20 protein-coding genes are annotated in these 18,359 nt (G+C 63.2%); 17 read left to right on the forward strand and 3 right to left on the reverse strand.

Translation table 11 applies throughout. From position 1 onward, the window contains the following. Positions 1 to 94: 94 nt before the first annotated feature. From ACW17U_RS06405 to hemA, 6 genes are all read left to right on the forward strand, one after another. Complete coding sequence (locus ACW17U_RS06405) at positions 95 to 1,234, forward strand: isobutyryl-CoA dehydrogenase (RefSeq protein WP_492055275.1); 1,140 nt, start codon at positions 95 to 97, stop codon at positions 1,232 to 1,234. Between the two features lie 36 nt (positions 1,235 to 1,270). Then, positions 1,271 to 1,873, forward strand: coding sequence for a histidine phosphatase family protein (locus tag ACW17U_RS06410; RefSeq protein ID WP_062146865.1), 603 nt, complete (start codon positions 1,271 to 1,273; stop codon positions 1,871 to 1,873). After that, complete coding sequence (locus ACW17U_RS06415) at positions 1,867 to 2,922, forward strand: enoyl-CoA hydratase/isomerase family protein (RefSeq protein ID WP_492055276.1); 1,056 nt, start codon at positions 1,867 to 1,869, stop codon at positions 2,920 to 2,922. Before ACW17U_RS06410 ends, ACW17U_RS06415 begins: the two co-directional genes overlap by 7 nt. Positions 2,923 to 2,979: 57 nt before the next feature. After that, positions 2,980 to 3,786 (forward strand): class I SAM-dependent methyltransferase, encoded by an 807-nt coding sequence (locus ACW17U_RS06420; RefSeq protein ID WP_492055277.1) that lies wholly within the window; start codon positions 2,980 to 2,982, stop codon positions 3,784 to 3,786. A gap of 72 nt (positions 3,787 to 3,858) precedes the next feature. Beyond that, positions 3,859 to 4,755: a 3-hydroxyisobutyrate dehydrogenase gene (mmsB, locus tag ACW17U_RS06425; protein ID WP_492055278.1), complete on the forward strand. Its 897-nt coding sequence runs from the start codon at positions 3,859 to 3,861 to the stop codon at positions 4,753 to 4,755. 162 nt (positions 4,756 to 4,917) lie between these two features. Further along, complete coding sequence (hemA, locus tag ACW17U_RS06430; protein ID WP_492055279.1) at positions 4,918 to 6,144, forward strand: 5-aminolevulinate synthase; 1,227 nt, start codon at positions 4,918 to 4,920, stop codon at positions 6,142 to 6,144. A 54-nt stretch (positions 6,145 to 6,198) separates the two neighbouring features. Here the strand turns inward: hemA and ACW17U_RS06435 are convergent, their stop codons facing one another. Continuing rightward, positions 6,199 to 6,639, reverse strand: coding sequence for a Ros/MucR family transcriptional regulator (locus tag ACW17U_RS06435; protein WP_492055280.1), 441 nt, complete (start codon positions 6,637 to 6,639; stop codon positions 6,199 to 6,201). 162 nt (positions 6,640 to 6,801) lie between these two features. Here ACW17U_RS06435 and glyA point away from each other — a divergent pair, with 162 nt between their 5' ends. The 7 genes from glyA (at position 6,802) to ACW17U_RS06470 (ending at position 13,543) form a co-directional block, all read left to right on the forward strand. Beyond that, a complete protein-coding gene (glyA, locus tag ACW17U_RS06440) occupies positions 6,802 to 8,094 on the forward strand; it encodes a serine hydroxymethyltransferase (RefSeq protein ID WP_062146857.1) in 1,293 nt (430 codons plus the stop codon). Positions 8,095 to 8,125: 31 nt separating this feature from the next. Continuing rightward, the gene (gene nrdR / locus ACW17U_RS06445) at positions 8,126 to 8,599 is read left to right on the forward strand and encodes a transcriptional regulator NrdR (protein ID WP_062146855.1); all 474 of its coding nucleotides are present in this window, start codon (positions 8,126 to 8,128) and stop codon (positions 8,597 to 8,599) included. Positions 8,600 to 8,669: 70 nt separating this feature from the next. Next, on the forward strand, positions 8,670 to 9,134 hold the full coding sequence (gene ribH, locus ACW17U_RS06450; protein ID WP_062146853.1) for a 6,7-dimethyl-8-ribityllumazine synthase: 465 nt from the start codon (positions 8,670 to 8,672) through the stop codon (positions 9,132 to 9,134). Beyond that, positions 9,131 to 9,580: a transcription antitermination factor NusB gene (gene nusB / locus ACW17U_RS06455; protein ID WP_062146851.1), complete on the forward strand. Its 450-nt coding sequence runs from the start codon at positions 9,131 to 9,133 to the stop codon at positions 9,578 to 9,580. Before ribH ends, nusB begins: the two co-directional genes overlap by 4 nt. Next, positions 9,540 to 10,601: a thiamine-phosphate kinase gene (gene thiL / locus ACW17U_RS06460; protein WP_062146849.1), complete on the forward strand. Its 1,062-nt coding sequence runs from the start codon at positions 9,540 to 9,542 to the stop codon at positions 10,599 to 10,601. The genes nusB and thiL overlap by 41 nt, the downstream gene beginning before the upstream one ends. Before the next feature lie 35 nt (positions 10,602 to 10,636). Further along, on the forward strand, positions 10,637 to 11,152 hold the full coding sequence (locus ACW17U_RS06465; RefSeq protein WP_492055281.1) for a hypothetical protein: 516 nt from the start codon (positions 10,637 to 10,639) through the stop codon (positions 11,150 to 11,152). A gap of 249 nt (positions 11,153 to 11,401) precedes the next feature. Continuing rightward, positions 11,402 to 13,543 (forward strand): sodium-translocating pyrophosphatase, encoded by a 2,142-nt coding sequence (locus tag ACW17U_RS06470; RefSeq protein ID WP_062146847.1) that lies wholly within the window; start codon positions 11,402 to 11,404, stop codon positions 13,541 to 13,543. A gap of 113 nt (positions 13,544 to 13,656) precedes the next feature. Here ACW17U_RS06470 and ACW17U_RS06475 read toward each other — a convergent pair whose 3' ends face one another. Next, the gene (locus ACW17U_RS06475) at positions 13,657 to 14,187 is read right to left on the reverse strand and encodes a response regulator (RefSeq protein WP_084745898.1); all 531 of its coding nucleotides are present in this window, start codon (positions 14,185 to 14,187) and stop codon (positions 13,657 to 13,659) included. Positions 14,188 to 14,448: 261 nt separating this feature from the next. Then, positions 14,449 to 14,937, reverse strand: a complete 489-nt coding sequence (locus ACW17U_RS06480) for an outer membrane protein assembly factor BamE (protein WP_062146843.1) — start codon at positions 14,935 to 14,937, stop codon at positions 14,449 to 14,451. 121 nt (positions 14,938 to 15,058) lie between these two features. On the opposite strand from ACW17U_RS06480, the gene ACW17U_RS06485 reads away from it, so the two are divergent. The 4 genes from ACW17U_RS06485 (at position 15,059) to ACW17U_RS06500 (ending at position 18,226) form a co-directional block, all read left to right on the forward strand. Then, positions 15,059 to 15,589 carry a ubiquinol-cytochrome C chaperone family protein gene (locus ACW17U_RS06485; protein WP_062146834.1) on the forward strand — a complete coding sequence of 177 codons (531 nt, stop codon included), beginning with the start codon at positions 15,059 to 15,061 and terminating at the stop codon, positions 15,587 to 15,589. Next, positions 15,574 to 16,113, forward strand: coding sequence for a YceD family protein (locus ACW17U_RS06490; protein WP_492055282.1), 540 nt, complete (start codon positions 15,574 to 15,576; stop codon positions 16,111 to 16,113). Before ACW17U_RS06485 ends, ACW17U_RS06490 begins: the two co-directional genes overlap by 16 nt. A 65-nt stretch (positions 16,114 to 16,178) precedes the next feature. After that, positions 16,179 to 17,252, forward strand: coding sequence for a phosphate acyltransferase PlsX (plsX, locus tag ACW17U_RS06495; RefSeq protein ID WP_084745896.1), 1,074 nt, complete (start codon positions 16,179 to 16,181; stop codon positions 17,250 to 17,252). Next, complete coding sequence (locus ACW17U_RS06500) at positions 17,249 to 18,226, forward strand: beta-ketoacyl-ACP synthase III (protein WP_062146830.1); 978 nt, start codon at positions 17,249 to 17,251, stop codon at positions 18,224 to 18,226. Before plsX ends, ACW17U_RS06500 begins: the two co-directional genes overlap by 4 nt. Positions 18,227 to 18,359 lie beyond the last annotated feature (133 nt).

Here is an 18,359-nt window from a genome sequence, read left to right on the forward strand (position 1 = left end):
ACCTGGACGCCGTTGACATCGATGGCGTTGCGCGGCACGTCCGGCAGCAAGATGTTGCGAGGGCGGTTCTGCCCCGCATGGGAGGATATCGCGCATGGATTTCGCACTGAGCGACGATCAGATCGCCATCCAGGACGCCGCGCGCGCCTTTGCTGAGGGACAGCTTGCCCCGCATTCGGCGGAATGGGACGAGAAGAAGCACTTCCCGGTCGATGTGCTGCGTCAGGCTGCTGAACTGGGTTTTGCCGGCATTTATGTGCAGGACGATGTCGGCGGCACCGGCCTGAGCCGTCTGGATGCCTCGATCATCTTTGAAGCCCTATCCTATGGCGACGTCCCTACGGCCGCCTATCTCACCATTCACAACATGGCCTCGTGGATGATCGACCGGTTCGGGTCCGCGGATCTGCGCCAGCGCTATCTGCCGCGCCTGACGACCATGGAGCTGATCGCCAGCTATTGCCTGACCGAGCCGGGTTCGGGCTCTGACGCCGCTAACATGCGCACCAGCGCCAGGCTGCAGGGCGACCACTATGTGCTGAACGGCGGCAAGGCCTTCATCTCGGGCGGTGGCGTGTCGGACGTCTATGTGGTCATGGCCCGCACCGGCGGCGACGGCGCCAAGGGCGTCTCGGCCTTCGTGGTCGAGAAGGGAACGCCGGGCCTCACCTTCGGCGCCAACGAACGCAAGATGGGCTGGAACAGCCAGCCGACGGCCCAGGTCAATTTCGATGATTGCCGCGTGCCGGTGTCCAACCGCATCGGCCAGGAAGGCGAGGGCTTCCGCTTCGCCATGATGGGACTGGACGGCGGGCGCCTGAACATCGCCTCCTGCTCGCTGGGCGGGGCGCAGTTCGCGCTCGACACCGCCAAGGCCTATCTGGAGACCCGCAACCAGTTCGGGCGGCCGCTGAAGGACTTCCAGGCCCTGCAGTTCAAGCTGGCCGATATGGCCACCGAGCTGGAGGCGGCCCGCCTGATGGTGCGCCGCGCGGCCCATGCGCTGGACAACCGCGACCCGCAGGCCACCAAGCTCTGCGCCATGGCCAAACGCTTCGCCACCGACGCCGGGTTCCAGGTGGCCAATGATGCGCTGCAACTGCATGGCGGCTATGGCTATCTGCAGGACTATCCCCTGGAGCGCATCGTCCGCGACCTGCGGGTGCACCAGATCCTGGAAGGCACCAACGAGATCATGCGCGTGATCATAGCGCGCGAGATGTTTCGGCAGTAGAGCCACGCCAGCCCTTCGCCGAACCCAGGACCTGACGTGATCTATCTCTGCCGCCACGGCCAGACCGAGTGGAACCGCGAACGTCGCCTGCAAGGCCAGACCGAGGCCGACCTGACGCCGCTCGGCCGCTTGCAGGCCGCAGCCATGGCCGACCTGCTGCATGATCTGATTGCGCGCGACCCTTCAGCCGTCTGGCGGATCGTCGCCAGCCCGCTGCGTCGGGCGCGCGATACGGCCCAGGCCATCGCCGACCGGCTTGGCATGACGGTCGCCTTCGATGATCGGCTCATGGAGCTGACGGTCGGCCAGTGGGAGGGGCGGCTCTATGCCGATGTGCAGCGCGAAAATCCCGAGGCTTTCAACAGCCCAGAATGGTTCTTCACCGCGCCGGGCGGCGAGACCTATGAGCAGGTCATGGCGCGAGTGTCCGATTGGCTGGCCGAGCAGGCGACTGAACCGGAGCGCCGGCTGATCGTGGTCAGCCACGGCATCGCCGGCCGGCTGCTGCGGGGGGCCTATGCGGGCCTCTCGCGCGAAGCCACCCTGGCCCAGGACGTGCCTCAGGACGCGCTCTACCGATTGCACGGCGGCCAGATTGATCGCCTGGACTGTGAACCCGTCGAGGAACCGGCATGCTGAACGACACCGCCGAAATCATTGTCCGCGTTCATAAAAGCGTCGGCCGGATTACGCTCAACAGGCCCAAGGCCTTACATGCCCTGACCTTGGGCATGTGCGAGACCATGATCGAGACCCTGCTGGACTGGCAGGCCGATCCCGAGATCGACATGGTCATGATCGATCACACCGGCGAGCGCGGCTTCTGCGCCGGCGGTGACATCCGGATGCTGGCTGAGAGCGGGGCGGGCGACGGCATCGCGGCTTGTCAGTTCTTCCATACCGAATACCGGCTCAATCACCTGATGTTCCACTATGACCGCCCTATCGTGGCGATCATGGACGGCGTGGTGATGGGGGGCGGCGTCGGCATCTCGATGCCGGCTCACTACCGGATCGCCACGGAACGAACGACCTTCGCAATGCCTGAAACCGGCATCGGCCTGTTCCCTGATGTCGGCGGCGGCTGGTACCTGCCACGCCTGCCGGGCAAGGCGGGGCTGTGGCTGGCCCTGACCGGCGCGCGGATCAAGGGCGCGGACTGCCTGCGCCTGGGGATCGCCACCCACTTCGTCGAGTTTGGCGCGATCGAGGGGCTGAAGAAGGCGATCATCGCCGATCACCGCCGGATCGACGAAACCTTGAAAATGTTCCGGGCCGATGCGGGCAAGGCTCCCCTGGCCAGCATCGAACAGGACCTCAACCGGCTGTTTGTCGGGGACAGTGTCGAACAGATCTTCGAGTTTCTGGAAATGGATTCCAGCGACTGGGGCAAGGCCCAGCTCGCCGCCCTGAAGACCAAGTCGCCCCAGACCCTGAAGGTCGCTTTCCGGCAACTGGCGCTGGGGGAGTCCGCCGAGGACTTCGGCGAGCACATGGCGATGGAGTATCGGATCGGTGCCCGTGTTGTCCGGAAGCATGACTTCCTCGAAGGGGTCCGTGCCGTGATCATCGACAAGGACAATGCGCCCCAGTGGGCTCCGCAGTCTCTTGAAGGTGTGACCGAAGCGATGCTCGACGAGATTTTCGCACCCTTGCCGCCGGAAGATGAATGGACGCCCCTGACGTAAGGAGCGTGTTGCGCTAACCTTGTCGTAACAAAAAGACTACCGGTCGGAAGGAATGCCATGCGTAAGCCGCTTCTCAGTCTCGTTGCCGTACTCGGGCTTGCTGCGTGCGCCACGACACCCGTGGGTCCGCCGCCTCCGCCGCCTCCGCCTTCTGGAGCGGTCGCTGTTGCGATCCCGGCCAATATCGCCGCTGCAGTCTCTGACCCGACGCGCCCAGCCACAGACATGGTGCGGGACAGCGACCGACTGCCGGGGGAAGTCCTGGCCTTTGCCGGCGTCAAGAGCGGTGCCAAGGTCGCAGACCTCATTCCAGGCGGCGGCTATTTCACCCGGATCTTTGCCAAGGCCGTAGGGCCCAAGGGCAAGGTCTATGCCTATGTCCCTGACGAACTTACCAAGCTGGCGAAGCGCGAACCTGCGGTGAACGCCGTGGCGCGTGACTCGGCCTACAAGAACGTCACCGTCATTCTCAATACGCTTCCCAACTTTGCGGCACCCGAAAAGCTGGACCTCGTGTTCACCGCCCAGAACTATCACGATATGCACAACAAGTTCATGGGCCCGGCAGACCTGGCGGCCGTGAACAGGGCCATTTTCCGCTCCCTGAAGCCCGGCGGTGTCTACCTGGTCATCGACCATTCGGCCGAGGCGGGTTCCGGTCTGCGCGATACGGAAGGCCTGCATCGCATCGACTCGGCTGTGGTGAAGTCGGAAGTGACCGCAGCTGGCTTTGTCTTCGAGGGCGAGAGCCGTGTCTTGCGCGACCCTGCGGACAAGCGCGCTGTCAGCGTTTTCGACCCCTCGATCCGCGGCAAGACGGACCAGTTTGTCTACAAGTTCCGCAAGCCTGCCGGTGCCCGGTAGGTTCGGTAGCACAGCGATTTCAACGATAAGAGCCGCGCCCATGAGGCGCGGTTCGCATTTGGGAGCTCCAGCATGACCCGCATCGCCTTTATCGGACTTGGCAATATGGGCGGTGGCATGGCCGCCAACCAGGCCAGGGCCCAGCATCAGGTCAAGGCGTTCGACCTGTCGCACGAGGCGGTCGCGCGGGCTGTTGCGGCGGGATGTCACGCCGCCGATTCGGTGGCCGAGGCCGTAGCCGATGCCGAGGTGGTGATCACCATGCTGCCGGCTGGCCCGCACGTGCGCAGCGTCTATGGCGAGCAAATCCTGGCCCATGCGCCCAAGACGGCCCTGCTGCTGGACTGCTCGACCATTGACGTTGAGAGCGCTCGTGCTGTGGCCAGGCAGGCAGGCGAGGCAGGCTTTCGCTTTGCCGATGCGCCGGTATCGGGCGGCATCATGGCCGCCGAGGCCGGGACCTTGGCCTTCATGGTCGGCTGCGACGCGGCTGACTTTCCCGCCGTTGAGGCGGCGCTGGCACCGATGTCGCGCGTCACCATCCATGCCGGAGACCATGGTGCAGGGCAGGCGGCCAAGATCTGCAACAATATGCTGCTGGGGGTGTCGATGATCGGGACCTGCGAGGCCTTCGCCCTGGCCGAAAAACTGGGCCTGGCGGCTGACCGATTCTTCGAGGTTGCCAGCAAGTCGTCAGGCCAGTGCTGGTCGGTCTCGACCTATTGCCCCGTACCCGGTGTGGGCCCCGCCACGCCCGCCGATCGCCAGTATGAAGGCGGATTTGCCACGGCAATGATGCTCAAGGACCTGAAGCTGGCCCAGGACGCCGCCGCAAAGGCCGGTGCCTCAACGCCCATGGGGGCCCAGGCCGAGGCGCTTTACGCCCTGTTCGACGCCAATGGTTTTGGGGGCAAGGATTTCTCGGCTGTGATCCAGATGCTGCGCGGACGGCTCGCCGATCTGGCCTAGGCAGGTCTTGACTTGGATCAATGTGACAAAAGGCCTAATTCTTAAGCGTAAGTAATCGTCCCTATGTGGACAGCTGCGGCCAGCGCGTGCGAAACGCGGTTTATCGAGAAGGGGACCGGCGGTCCGGCGGCCTTGTCCGTCTGGCGGTCGAGCAAGAAGACCATGGACTATAAAGCCGCGTTCCGCGCCGCCGTTGATCAGATCCGTGATGAGGGGCGTTACCGCGTTTTCGCCGACCTCAAGCGCCACCGCGGCGCTTTTCCCCACGCCACCTGGACCCGGCCGGACGGCGGTGAGAGCGACGTCGTGGTCTGGTGCAGCAATGACTATCTGGGCCAGGGCCAGAACCCGATCGTGCTGGATGCCATGCACACCGCCATCGACCAGCATGGCTCGGGGTCCGGCGGAACGCGCAACATTTCCGGCACCAACCATCACCACGTCGAACTCGAGGCGGAGCTCGCCGACCTGCACGGCAAGGACGCAGCCCTGCTGTTCACCTCGGGCTATGTGTCAAACGAAGCCAGCCTGAGCGTCCTCTACAAGATCCTTCCCGGCCTGATCATCTTCTCGGATGAACAGAACCATGCCTCGATGATCGCCGGCATCCGCAACGGCGGTGGCAAGCGGCACATTTTCCGCCACAACGATCTGGCGCATCTGGAAGAACTGCTGGCGGCCGCTCCGGCCGACGCGCCCAAGCTTGTGGCTTTCGAGAGCGTCTACTCGATGGATGGCGATATCGCCGATGTCGGCGCGACGGCGGCCCTGGCCAAGAAATACGGCGCTATGACCTATCTCGACGAGGTCCACGCGGTTGGCATGTACGGTCAGCGCGGCGGCGGCGTCGCCGAGCGCGACAATGTCATGGACCAGATCGACATCATCGAAGGCACCCTTGGGAAGGCCTTTGGCGTGATGGGCGGCTACATCACGGGCAATAGCGAAGTGATTGATGCCATCCGCCTGATGGCTTCGGGCTTTATCTTTACGACGTCTCTGCCGCCGGCCCTGACCGCAGGAGCCCTGGCCAGCGTCAAATGGCTCAAGCTGCACCCCGAAGTGCGCGAAATGCACCAGGAACGCGCCCAGACGCTGAAGGCCATGTTCAGGGCTGCGGGCCTGCCCGTGATGGAGAATGACAGCCACATTGTGCCGGTGATGGTGGGCGACCCCAACCACACCAAGCTGATCAGCGACCTGCTGCTGGCTGAGCACGGCGTCTATGTGCAGCCGATCAACTATCCGACCGTGCCGCGCGGTACCGAACGTCTGCGCTTTACGCCGACGCCGTTCCATACCGACGACATGATGCGCAAGCTGGTCGGAGCGATGGAGCAGTTGTGGGCGCACTGCAACGTGGCGCGCATGGGCGGTCACGCGGCCTGATCACCCAGGGTGTCTGACCCGGCGGTTCACCCCGGGTTCTTGGACCGAACGCTTTCAGAGGCCGCGCCTGACGCCCTTGCCCAGGCCAATCTGTTTGGCGAATTCCGATCGCCTCGCGGCATAGGCCGGTGCCACCATCGGATAGTCCGCCGACAGGCCCCATTTTTGACGGTAGGCCTCGGGGCTCATGTCGTAGTGCGAGCGCAGATAACGCTTGAGCATTTTCAGACGTTTGCCGTCTTCAAGACAGACGAGGTAGTCGTGCTGGACCGAGCGTGACACCGGAACCGCCGGCCTGACCTTTTCGGCCGGGGGCTTCGCTTCACGGCGTTCCAGGCTCACCAAGGCCGCGTGAATCGTGCGGATGAGTTCGGGAATGACGACCTGCTGCACGATGTTGTGGCCGACATAGGCCGACACAATTCCGGCACTCAGCGTGAGAAGATCGCCGGATTGTTCGCCCTCGAGAATTACAGCCCCGGTTTGCGCCGTCATCGATAGTCGCCTTTTGATTGCTGCGCCTTGGGACCGAGGATCGGTTCCTCCGTCCGGGCAAGCGACGAACGCCCAAGCTTATCGATAGTTCCGTGATTGATCGCGGCGCGAAGGCCGCTAAAGAAGGCGCCACCGACTCCCCGCAGCGTCTGGAGACCGCCCATGACCGCACCCGCTTCCACCCTGACCGCATTTTTCGGCGCGGACCTCGCCACGGCAGACCGCGACATCTTTGATCGGATCGGTCTTGAGCTGGGTCGTCAGCAGAACCAGATCGAGTTGATCGCGTCGGAAAACATCGTTTCGAAGGCCGTGCTTGAGGCTCAGGGGTCCATCCTGACCAACAAGTATGCCGAAGGTTATCCGGGCAAGCGCTACTATGGTGGCTGCGAATTCGTCGACGAAATCGAACTTATCGCCATCGAGCGGGCCAAGCAGCTGTTCGGCGCGAGCTTTGCCAATGTCCAGCCGCACTCTGGCTCGCAGGCCAACCAGGCTGTGTTCATGGCCCTGCTGCAGCCCGGCGACAGCTTCCTGGGCATGGATCTGGCGGCAGGCGGCCATTTGACGCACGGCAGCCCGGCCAATCAGTCGGGCAAGTGGTTCAAGCCGGTGTCCTACACCGTGCGGCAGCAGGACCAGCTGATCGACTATGACAACGTGGCTGAGGTGGCTCAGCGCGAGAAGCCCAAGCTGATCATCGCCGGCGGCAGCGCCTATAGCCGTGAGATCGATTTCGCCCGGTTCCGCCAAATCGCCGACAGTGTCGGGGCCTATCTGATGGTCGACATGGCCCATTTCGCGGGCCTCGTGGCCGGCGGAGTTTTCCCGAGCCCGATCCCCCATGCCCATGTCGTGACGACCACGACCCACAAGACCCTGCGCGGCCCGCGTGGCGGCATGGTGCTGACTAACGATGAAGCCATCATCAAGAAGGTCAATTCGGCGGTTTTCCCTGGCCTGCAGGGCGGCCCGCTGGAGCACGTGATCGCCGCCAAGGCCGTGGCTTTCGGCGAAGCGCTGCGGCCGGAGTTCAAGGCCTATGCCCAGCAGGTGATCTCCAATGCTCGCGCCCTGGCCGAGGCCCTTGGCAAGTCGGGCGTCAATATCGTCTCCGGCGGCACCGATAGCCACCTGATGCTGGTGGATCTGCGGCCCAAGGGTGTGACCGGCCGTGACGCCGAGCATAGCCTCGAGCGTGCCAACATGACCTGCAACAAGAACGGCGTGCCGTTCGATACGGCACCGTTCACGGTGACGTCCGGTATCCGCCTTGGCACACCGGCCGGTACGACGCGGGGCTTCAAGGAAGCCGAGTTCACTCGGGTGGGTGAACTGATCGGCGAGGTCGTCAATGGCCTTGCCGCCCATGGCGCTGACGGCAACGCAGCCGTCGAAGCCAAGGTGCGTGAAGAGGTCCTGGCCTTGACGGCGCGCTTCCCGATCTACAACTAATAGGTTGGATAGAGCCGGGGAGGGCTAGATCATGCGCTGCCCGTTCTGTGGACATGCTGAAAGCCAGGTCAAGGACAGCCGCCCATCGGAAGATGGCGCGGCCATCCGCCGTCGGCGCGCCTGCCCGGAATGCGGCGGGCGATTTACCACTTTCGAGCGGGTTCAGTTGCGGGAACTGACCATCCTCAAGCGCTCTGGTCGCCGCTCGCCGTTTGACCGGGAGAAGCTTGTCCGTTCGATTGCCCTGGCGACCCAGAAGCGCCCTGTCGAGGCTGAGCGGGTCGAACGCATGATCAATGGCATCGTCCGGCAACTGGAAAGCATGGGCGAAACCGAACTGCCGTCCTCGACGGTCGGAGAAATGGTCATGAAGGCGCTGAAGGCGCTCGATGACGTGGCCTATGTCCGCTACGCCTCGGTCTATCGCGATTTCAAGGAAACTAGCGATTTCGCAAAGTTTCTGGGCGAAGAGGGTCTGAGCGACGTCGCGGAAGAAGAACTATAGGCGCATTCTGTTTCGGTTAAGGCTGAGTCTGTTGGCGATGCGCCGGCACCGGCCCGGGAGTTCGAGCTAGATGGTTGAAGAGAAGATCCGCCTGCTGATCGTGGAGGGCCGAAGCTATTCGGGTATCTCCGACGAGTTGCTGCGCGGAGCCGTGCAGGCGATTGAAGCCTATGGCGCGGAGCATGACGTCATCACAGTCTCGAGCGCGCTGCAGATCCCGGGTGCCGTGGCTCTGGCCGAAGAGGCCGGCCACAGGCCAATCGGGGTTCAGTATGATGGTTATGTCGCCCTCGGTTGCGTGATCAGGGGCGAGACCTACCATTTCGAGATCGTCGCCAATGAAACGGCGCGTGGCCTGCAGGATCTCTGCATCGGCAAGCGGCTGGCGATCGGCTTCGGCGTTCTGACCGTCGACGAGGAAGACCAGGCCTGGACGCGCGCCCGCGTGAGTGAAGGCGACCGCGGCGGTGCCGCCGCCAAGGCCTGCCTCGAAACGATTGCCCTGAAGCGCCAGTTGCTGGGGCAGCCCCGATGAGCAAGAGCCGCATTCAACCGCGTTCGGTGGCGCGACTGGCCGCTGTTCAGGCCCTCTACCAGATGGAAGTCTCGGGCGTCGGCGTTGACGCTGTGGTTCGGGAATTCTCCGAGCACCGTTTCGATCGTGACGTAGACGGCGAGCAGATGGCCGCCGCAGACGAAACTTTCTTTGCGGAACTGGCCAAGGGCGTAGTGGCTAAGCAGGGCGAGGTCGATCAGGCGATCGTCAAGCGCCTGGCTTCTGGCTGGCGGCTGGACCGGCTGGATGCAACAGCGCGCGCCGTCCTGCGGGCGGGTGCGTTTGAGCTGATGCACCGCCCGGATGTTCCAACCGAAGTCGTCATTGACGAGTATGTCGAGATCGCCAAATCGTTCTTCGAAGGACCGGAGGCCGGATTCATCAATGGCGCACTCGACGCGATCGCCCGCGATGCACGAACCTGAGGCAGACGACGACTGGTTTGCAGATGACGGCCCGTCGGAACCGGCGGCTGAGCCGGCCAACGAGTTCGACCATATTGCCCGTCTTCTACGTCCGCTGACGCGCGGTGATCCGGTCGCCCTTGACCTTCTGGATGATGCGGCGGTGCTTCCGTCCCGCCTGGATCATGATCTGGTGATCACCAAGGACGCCATGGCCGGTGGCGTCCATTTCCTGACCGGTGAGGCTCTCGACCTGGTCGCCAAGCGCCTGCTGCGAACCAATCTGTCCGACCTGGCGGCCAAGGCGGCCGAGCCTTACGGCTACTTCCTGTCGATCGGCTGGCCGTCCGGCACGACCGTCGAGGATCGGGAGGTCTTTGCCCGCGGCCTCGCCGAGGACGGCGCTCTTTACGACATCAGCCTGCTGGGCGGCGACACCTTCAGCACCTCGGGTCCCCTGGTCGTGTCCGCGACCTTCCTCGGTTGGGTACCCGCCGGAGACGCGGTTCTGCGCCGTGGCGCGCGCGTCGGTGACCGTCTGATGGTCAGCGGTACCATCGGCGACGGTTGGCTTGGGCTTCTGGCGCACTGGGGTGAAGTCGAGGATCCGGATGGCAGTCTGGTCAGCAGCTATCGTCTGCCACCGCCGCGCCTGAGCGTTCGCGACGCCTTGCGGGCCTATGCGCGCGCTGCTGCTGATGTTTCGGACGGCCTCCTGGCTGACGCCGCCCATGTCGCCAAGGCCAGCGGATTGCGGGTCATGGTCGATCTGGATCGACTGCCTCTGTCGCCGGGGGCCCGCAACTGGCTCAATGCCCAGCCGGAAGCCGGCGAAGCGCGCATGTCGCTCGCCTCGGGCGGCGATGACTATGAAATCGTCTGTGCGGTGGACCCGGGTGACGTCGCAGCCTTCCAGGCCGCTGCCATGGCGGCTGGCGTTCCCGTGCGCGATATCGGTGAGTTCGTCGAGGGGGAGGGCGTCTGTGCCCTCTTCAAGGGCAAGGACATCACACCCGAGCGCCTCGGCTGGCTGCACGGGTAGTAAACCAGCAAGCCTTGCCGGGTAATAGAAGGGGCATGACCCTTCGCCCCGTCCCCTCGCGCCGCTTCTTCCTTGCCGCCGGCCTCCTGGCCCTGGCCAGCCCGGCTCTGGCTAACGAGTCTGGCAAGAAGAAGGAGGGAGAGGGCCCTCCGCCGGATCCCAAGATCAAGCTGCAGCCCATCGCCATCCCGATTGTCGTGGACGGCAAGCTCCTCAACTACGTCTTCGTCAACTTGACCCTGACCCTGGCGTCGGCGGTGCCCGTGACAACCATGGAGGGCAAGGAGCCGTTCTTGCGCGATGCTGTGGTCAAGGCGGCTCACCGCACTCCCTTTACCGCTGCGGACACCTACAACGAAGTGGACGCCGAGAAGCTGAAGCTTGCCGTGTTGCGCGAGGCCGCTGGCCTGGTCGGCAAGGGCAAGGTGGCGTCCGTTGAGATCACCAAGCAGATTGCCCGCAGACAAATTCCGCATCCGTCCGGGCCGCGGCGCCCGTCTGCTCCGCCCCCGTCTTCAGGGTCGACTGCAGCGCCCTCTGCGCATCACTAAGTCCATTTAGAACAATTGTTTCATTCTCGCCGGGGCTTGTAAGGCCACGGGTTGCGCACTGTTGTGCCATTTGGCACTGTCCTCGCCTTGGCGCGCCGTGCGCGTCAATTCAGGGAGCATCGAGGGGGCATGAGGCCATAAGGCCCGTCCGTCGATCCGGGGTATCGATCTGATCAAATGATCTGGTCGTGTGCTGCGTCCGGACCGGCATCCCCCTCGTGAATGGAAGCGCGAAGGGGCAATTCTCGAATGAGTTCTTGGCTTATACTGGCTATAGCGGCCGGGCTGCTGGCGGTGCTGTACGGTGCCGTACAGACAGCCGGCTTGATGCGGGCTTCGGCCGGCAATGCAAAGATGCAGGAAATCGCTGCGGCGATCCAGGAAGGCGCTCAGGCCTATCTGAAGCGGCAGTACACCACGATCGCCCTTGTTGGCGTGGTGGTCATCGCTCTTCTGGCCTTCTTCTTTAAATCCTGGGAGCAACCGGTTGGCTTCGCCCTGGGGGCAATCCTGTCCGGAGCTGCCGGCTTCGCGGGCATGTTGATCTCCGTGCGCGCCAATGTGCGTACGGCCCAGGCGTCTTCCGAGAGCCTGGCCAAGGGTCTTTCGATGGCCTTCACCTCCGGTGCCGTCACCGGCATGCTGGTGGCCGGTTTCGCCCTGATCGGAGTTGCGGGCTATTTCGCAGTGCTGACCGGTCCTGGCGGCTATGACGGCACGGACCGCGTTGTGGTCGACTCGCTGGTGTCGCTGGGCTTCGGTGCCAGCCTGATCTCGATCTTCGCTCGACTGGGCGGCGGCATCTTCACCAAGGGTGCGGACGTTGGCGGTGACCTGGTGGGCAAGGTGGAAGCCGGCATTCCGGAAGATGACCCCCGCAACGCCGCGACCATCGCGGACAATGTCGGCGACAACGTCGGTGACTGCGCCGGCATGGCCGCTGACCTGTTCGAGACCTATGCCGTGACCACCGTCGCGACCATGGTCCTGGCGGCGATCTTCTTCCGCGGCACCGAAGCGGTCACCGCGATGATGCTGCTGCCGCTGGCCATTTGCGCGGTCTGCATCGTCACCTCGATCGTCGGCGCGTTCTTTGTCCGCCTGGGCAAGAGCCAGAACATCATGGGGGCTCTCTACAAGGGCCTTATCGTCACCGGCCTGCTGTCGATCCCGGCCGTCTGGTACGTGATCCACCAACTGGTTCCGGCCGCTGTCACGGTCGGTGATCAAACCTTCGACGCCAACAGCCTGTTCTATTGCGGCCTGGCGGGTCTGGCTGTCACCGCCCTGATCGTGATGATCACCGAGTACTATACGGGCACCAATTTCCGCCCGGTGAAGTCGGTCGCTCAGGCCTCAGTCTCGGGTCATGGTACCAATGTGATCCAGGGTCTGGCCATGTCGCTGGAATCCACGGCCCTGCCGGCCCTGACCATCATCGTCGGCATTGTTGTGACCTACAATCTGGCGGGCCTGTTCGGGATCGCCATCGCCACCACCACCATGCTGTCCCTGGCTGGCTTTATTGTCGCCCTGGACGCCTTTGGCCCGGTGACCGACAACGCCGGCGGCATTGCCGAAATGGCCGGACTTCCGCCGGAAGTCCGCGTCACGACCGACGCACTTGATGCCGTGGGCAATACCACGAAGGCCGTCACCAAGGGCTATGCCATTGGTTCGGCCGGCCTGGGTGCCCTGGTCCTGTTTGCGGCCTATACCGAAGACCTCAAGTACTTCTCGGCCAATGCCGCGCCGGGCAGCTTCTTCGAGGGTATGGGTCCGGTGACCTTCGACCTGTCCAACCCCTATGTGGTGGTTGGCCTGCTGTTCGGTGGGCTGCTGCCGTTCCTTTTCGGCGGCATGTCGATGACGGCGGTCGGCCGGGCGGCGGAATCGGTTGTGGCCGAGGTTCGGCGTCAGTTCCGTGAGAACCCGGGCATCATGACCTATGAGGTCAAGCCGGAGTACGGCAAGGCCGTGGACATCCTGACCAAGGCCGCCATCCGTGAAATGATCGTGCCGAGCCTGCTGCCGGTTGTTTCTCCGGTGGTGCTGTTCTTCACGATCCAGGCCATCGCCGGCAAGGTCGATGCTTTTGCTTCGCTCGGCGCGATGCTGATGGGTGTCATTGTCACGGGCCTGTTTGTCGCCATCTCGATGACCAGCGGCGGCGGTGCGTGGGATAACGCCAAGAAGGTGATCGAAGAAGGATTCACCGACAAGGACGGCGTCCTGCACAAGAAGGGCTCCGAAGCTCACAAGGCCGCTGTCACCGGTGACACCGTTGGTGACCCCTACAAGGATACGTCGGGTCCGGCCGTGAACCCGATGATCAAGATCACCAACATCGTGGCTCTGCTGCTGTTGGCCGTTCTGGCCCACGGCGTCTGATCTACGACGGCTTCTAGACTGCAAGACGCCCCGGGGAGCGATCTCCGGGGCGTTTCTTGTTTCAAGCAGCACTTGCCTAGAGGGAGGCGAGCTCTGGTCCGCCCATGTGGGTTCTAGTAGACGTCTTCGGGGTCGAAATCTTCCCCGGCTGCCTCAGCTGCGGCCCGACGTTCCTGTCCGGCGAACTCGTGGTCGATCCGGCGACGGCGGCAAGGTCCGAAATAGTCGCCCACCCGAACAAACGGGCGCGGGTTGTTGATCACCTCATTGAGGCGGTGCATCACGCCGCGCGCATTCAGGGGCTTGGCCAGGAACTCTGTGACCCCCGCCATGCGGGCCTCATCCAGGCTGCGCTTCGTGGCATGACCGGTGACCATGATGATGGGTACAAACCGACAGGGGCTGGCGGTTGATGTGCGGATCCACCGAATGAAGGCCAAACCATCGACGGGTTGCATCATCAGGTCGGTGAAGATGATGTCGACTTCTTTGCCATTGAGAATGCGGAGCGCCTGTAGGCCGTCATCTGCTTCTTGAATGTCGCGAATGCCGAAGGACTTCAGGATCGCACCCAGGATCTTGCGCATGTTCTGATTGTCATCGACGAGCAGAAGCGACAACGCCTTGAGGTCCATCCCGTTCATTCACCGCCTCCCAATCTTGGCAAGGTCTTGGTTCTTTAGCTTAGCCGTCTTGTTAATGAGCTTGCCTTGACGCTGGTTGATGAAGTGTTTCAGGCAAGGGGTGGGCGTAACAGAGCGTCGGGATCTAGCTTTGACCACCAATCCCGTCGCGTCTGAGTTTGCCTATGCCCTTAATCCTTAGAGACCGCTAACAGTCACATGCGTAAAAAGGCCGCACGCTCTGAGCATGCGGCCTTTCGAAAAACATCCCAATTCTAAGCTTTAGCGGCGATCGCCAGGGCGGCTACCGGGAACATTATCCTGATCGTTGGGTAGCATGCCGCCACGGCCCACATTGCCAAGCAACTGCTCAAGGATCGTCATCTCGCGTCCGCGGGTCGGCGTTTCGCGTCCGTTATAGGCAATGACCTTGCCGTCCTTCAGCGTGAAGGTGTTGATCGAGGAAACCTTCTCGTCGGCCGGGTTGAACTTGATGGCGATCACGTCGCGCTTGATCACCCGCGGCATGTAGAACGCCACCCGGTCGGTCGTCTGGGACACATAATACCAGGTGTTGGGGTCGAAAGTCGAAACGGTCGAGGGCGAGCCCAGCTTTTCCATGAGGGTGGACTTGCTGTCTTCACCGATCTTCATGTCGGCAGGCTTGGCTTCAATGGCTTGAAAGCCGGAGTAGCTCGTCAGCGGCGTGCAGCCGGACACAACGGCAGACAGGCCGAGGGCGGCGGCGACAAAAACGGCGGGACGAAACATGAGGTCTCCGGAACCGGAAGAATGCTGGACTTTGACCTATCGCCCGGAGGGGCTTAGTTCAATGGTCCGCGTGGACCAGATGCTCATCTAGCGACGGCACGCGGCGAAATAGAGGCGTTGAATGATTCTCGAACGGCTGTTGAAGCCCAGACCCTCCAAGGCGGCAGGGGCCAAGCTCTATGCTTCGGCGGTCGCCCAGGCACGGTCAGCTCCGCTTTACCGGGAGATGGGCGTTCGCGACTCGCTTGAAGGGCGGTTCGAACTTTTCACGCTGCACGTCGTGCTCCTGCTGGAACGCTTGAAGGGGCAGGGCGACCTTGCGGCAGAAACTTCGCAGGCGGTGTTTGACGCCTATGTACGCGGTCTGGACGATGCATTCCGCGAGATCGGTGTGTCGGACACCGCAGTCGGCAAGAAGATGAAGAAGCTGGCCGGGGCCTTCTATGGCCGATTGAAGGCGTTTGACGAGGCCGTCGCCGGCCTGCCTGATCGCGCCGCCCTGGCCGAAATGATCGGCCGCACGGTCCTGGAGGAGCGTGGCGAGGGGGATGTACAGGCGCTGATGGACTATGTCGTCGCCGCCCGTGAGAGCTTGGCGGCCCAATCGCTGACCGCACTGCTGCAAGGAGAGGCGCAATGGCCGAACCCCTGACCGTGGCCTGGCCCTATGAAGTCCCTCTGGCCCGTGTCGATCGCGGTGATGTGAGCCTCAGGTTCGAGCCTGATGCCGACCAGCGCAAGGCCATTGCCCGGCAGCTGGGACTGGTGCGTCTCGAGGCTTTCTCCTCCGAGGTCTATCTGAGCGCCTGGCTGGATGGCGCGGAAGTCTCGGGCCGCCTCAGCGCGCGCGTCGTTCAGACCTGCAGTGTGACGGCAGATGACTTTGAAGACGCCATTGAGGCGCGCTTTACGGTGCATGTCATCCCCGCCAACAGCAAACATGCGCCGGCGCAGGATGGTGGTGAACTGGGCCTCGATCCCGAGGCTGATGACCCGCCGGACGTCCTTGAAAGTGATGTGATTGATGTCTCTGGTTATGTGCTGGAACATCTGGCGCTGGAACTGGATCCATTCCCCCGTAAGCCGGGAGCCGTGTTCGAAAACCCGCTGCCGACTGCGGAAATCTCACCGTTCGCCGCGCTCAAGGCGCTCAAACCCAAGGGCGAGTCGGACTAAAGCGAGCCGACTCACCGCCCTTGCGTGTTAGTCACGTGAGCGTCCCAGGAGCAAAAAGCGTCAACGTGTCCAAGACCATAGTCATTTCGATCGACGCCATGGGTGGCGATCACGGCCCGTCCGTCGTCGTGCCTGGGGTGGCAAGGGCCGCTCAGGCGCTGCCCGGCGTGCGCTTCCTGCTGCATGGTGATGAAGCCAAGCTTGGCGCTGAGCTCGCCAAGGCGCCGGCTGCCAAGGCGGTGAGTGAGATCCGGCACACCGACAAGTGCATCGCCATGGAGGAAAAGCCTGCCCAGGCCATGCGCCGTGGCAAGGGGTCGAGCCTCTGGAATGCCGTCGAATCGCTCCGAGCGGGCGAGGCCCATGCCTGTGTGTCCGCCGGCAATACCGGCGCACTGATGGCGATCTCCAAGTTGATCCTGCGCATGGGGGCCGGCCTGGAGCGCCCGGCCATCGTCGCCAACTGGCCCAACATGAAGGGCGTGACGACCGTCCTCGACGTCGGTGCCAATGTCGAAAGCGACGCGGCCCAGCTGGTCGAGTTCGCCATTATGGGAGCGGCTTATCACCATGCCGTTCACGGCTCCAAGCGACCGACCGTGGGCCTGTTGAACGTCGGCTCGGAAGACCAGAAGGGCCATGAGGAAGTGCGTGAGGCCCACGCCATCCTCCGTGAGACCAAGCTGGACTTCGACTATCAAGGTTTCGTCGAGGGCAATGACATCGCCCTTGGCACCGTCGATGTCGTCGTGACCGACGGCTTCACCGGCAATGTCGCCCTGAAGACGGCCGAAGGTTTGGCGCGGTTTTTCTCGAACGAGATCAAGACGACTCTGACCTCGTCCCCCCTGGCCATGCTGGGCGCGCTGATCGCCTCGAGCGCGCTGGGCAAGATGAAGCAGCGGCTGGATCCGGGCCGGGTGAATGGGGCACCTCTGCTTGGCCTGAACGGCATCGTGGTCAAGAGCCACGGCGGAGCGGACGCGAACGGCTTCTTTTCGGCGATCCGGGTCGCAACGGATTTGGCGCGCAGCGATTTCTCGGCAGAGATCGAGCGCAATCTTCAGCGCCTCACTGCACCTTCGGACAAGGCGGAAGGCGACCCGGTCAGCGCCGTGTCTGATGGAGTGCCTGAGTGACCGTCATTCGCAGCGCTGTAACGGGGATCGGCGCATACCTCCCCCCCAAGATCGTCACCAATGATGACCTGTCTAAATTTGTCGATACCAGCGACGAGTGGATCGTAGAACGTACGGGCATCCGTCAGCGGCATCAGGCGGCTGAAGATCAGGCCGTGTCTGATCTTGCGCTTGAGGCAGCGCGGTCAGCGCTTGAGGCGGCGGGCAGGACCGCGGCTGAGGTCGACCTGATCATCGTCGCCACCACGACGCCCGACCTGACCTTTCCGGCGACGGCGACGATCGTGCAAAGGAAACTGGGCGCGCCGGTCGGCATCGCCTTTGACATTCAGGCCGTTTGTTCGGGTTTCGTCTATGCCCTGAGCGTCGCTGACGGGTTCGTCGCGCGCGGGCACTCCAAATGTGCCCTGGTGATCGGTGCCGAAGCCATGACTCGGCTGATGGACTGGTCCGATCGTGGCACCTGCGTGCTGTTCGGTGACGGGGCCGGTGCTGTGGTCCTCGAACCGCGTGAAGGGCAGGGCACGACCGCCGATCAGGGCCTGCTCAGCTTCGCCCTGCGGGCGGATGGGACCAAGCAGGACTTGTTGTTCGTGGATGGTGGTCCGTCGACTACCGGTACGGTCGGTAAGCTCCGGATGCTGGGCAATCAGGTCTTCAAGCATGCCGTGGTCAATATCTCCGAGGCCATCCGGGCGGCTGCGGGATCAGCTGGAGTCGAGATCGCTGATGTCGACTGGTTCATCCCCCATCAGGCCAACCAGCGGATCCTTCAGGGGGTGGCCCACCGCGTGGGCCTGGATGAGGCCAAGGTTATCTCGACCGTGGCCATCCATGCCAACACATCTGCGGCCTCGATTCCGTTGGCTTTTGCGCATGGCGTTGCCGATGGCCGCATCAAGCCCGGCCAACTGTTGCTGCTGGAAGCCATGGGTGGCGGGCTGACATGGGGTGCCTGTCTCTTGCGCCTCTGACCGCCAGCTGGACAGGCTTGTGATCGAGCGTGAAGTCTCGCCCTTGAGTCTTTGACTTCATGCGATAATCGCGGCATGCAGGCTTGCTCAAACGTCAGCGTTCGCTCAGTAGAGGCGATGTCTGCCGTTTGGG

Source organism: Caulobacter sp. AVps16, assembly GCF_058681455.1.